We start from the raw sequence: 1,379 nt of genomic DNA on the forward strand, positions 1-1,379 counted from the left end.
GAGTTATTGTCAAATCTGGTGTACGGGCTCAGGCGGCGTTCCTGTCTGACTGATCCTGTACTTGTTCCCCATCCTTGAATTTCACGTTGTTGACCACGAGGGCCAGCAGATCAAATCCCTTGATCCGTTTCCAGCGCTTCTGCGCGGTTTCCAGTAGCTTGTAGACCATCGCCAGCGTGGTCTCTCGGGAGCCGCAGTTCCGCGCTCTCTTGCTTCTCAGGCGCACCGTCGAAAACGTCGATTCGATCGGATTGGTCGTCCGGATATGGACCCAGTGTTCTGCCGGGAAGTCGTAGAACGCCAGCAGCTCCTCACGATCCTTGCGCAGCCGTTCCATGGCGCCGGGATACTTCGACTCAAAGCGTACCAGCGCCCGGTCAAATGCCTTGTGCGCCTCGTCCTGCGTCTCGGCCATCCAGATCTCATGCAGCGCCGCCTTGACCTTCGGTTGCACCGACTTTGGCAGCGCGGACAGGATGTTCGCGCTCTTGTGCACCCAGCAGCGCTGATGGCGGGTGTCCGGATAGCACTTGGCCAGTGCTTTCCAGAAGCCCAGGGCACCGTCACCGATCGCCAGCTTCGGGCTGGTCGTCAGGCCCCGGGCCCGCAGTCCCGACAGCAGTTCTGACCAGCTGGCCTCCGACTCTCGGTAGCCGTCCTCAACCGCAACCAGCTCCTTGCGCCCATGCTCCGTCACGCCGATGATCACCAGCAGGCAGAGGCGGTCATCCATGCGCACGTTGCTGTATACGCCGTCAGCCCACCAGTACACGTAGCGCTTCTGGCTCAGATCACGCTGACACCAGCGCCGGTGATCGTCAATCCAATGCTGCTTCAACCGGCTGATGGTGTTGGCGGACAGCCCCTTGGCCTGATCGCCCAGCAATGCAGCCAGTGCATCCTGGTAATCGCCGGTACTCACACCCTTCAGATACAGCCAGGGCAGCAGCTCCTCGACACTTCGAGCCCGCTTCAGGTATGGCGGCAACAAAGCACTGTTGAAGCGGACGCCGGAGCCGCTGCGATCCCTGACCTTGGGGACCTTGATCTCGACATTGCCGATGCCGGTCTGGACGGTACGCTCGGGCAAATAGCCATTGCGCACCACGGCCTTGCGACCATCCGGCAGCCGATGCTCAGCATGCTGCTCCAGTAGCACTTGGAGCTCGGCCTCAACGGCTTGTGCGATCAACTCGCGTGCACCGCTGCGTAACAACTCGGTCAGCGGATCTGTTACCTGTTCTTCTGGTTGTGAAAGCGCTCTCAGGGTAGACTGGGTCATGGCGTATCATTCTCTGTTGGTTGTGATTCTTGCCGGAATCAATCAACAGGATACGCCATCCTTCTATCTCCCCGTACACCAGAAATGACCATAACTC

At 59.6% G+C, this 1,379-nt stretch carries 1 protein-coding gene; it reads right to left on the minus strand.

The genetic code is table 11. From position 1 onward, the window contains the following. Positions 1-28 precede the first annotated feature (28 nt). A complete protein-coding gene (locus MWU49_RS17645; protein WP_155137851.1) occupies positions 29-1,282 on the minus strand; it encodes an IS256 family transposase in 1,254 nt (417 codons plus the stop codon). Between the last annotated feature and the right edge of the window lie 97 nt (positions 1,283-1,379).

This window comes from Alcanivorax sp. S6407 (genome assembly GCF_023016115.1).
Lineage (GTDB): Bacteria > Pseudomonadota > Gammaproteobacteria > Pseudomonadales > Alcanivoracaceae > Alcanivorax.

What these genes read in the sequence shown, in the direction of transcription:
- MWU49_RS17645 (WP_155137851.1), bottom strand. Translation starts at nt 1,282, where the DNA reads ATGACCCAGTCTACCCTGAGAGCGCTTTCACAACCAGAAGAACAGGTA.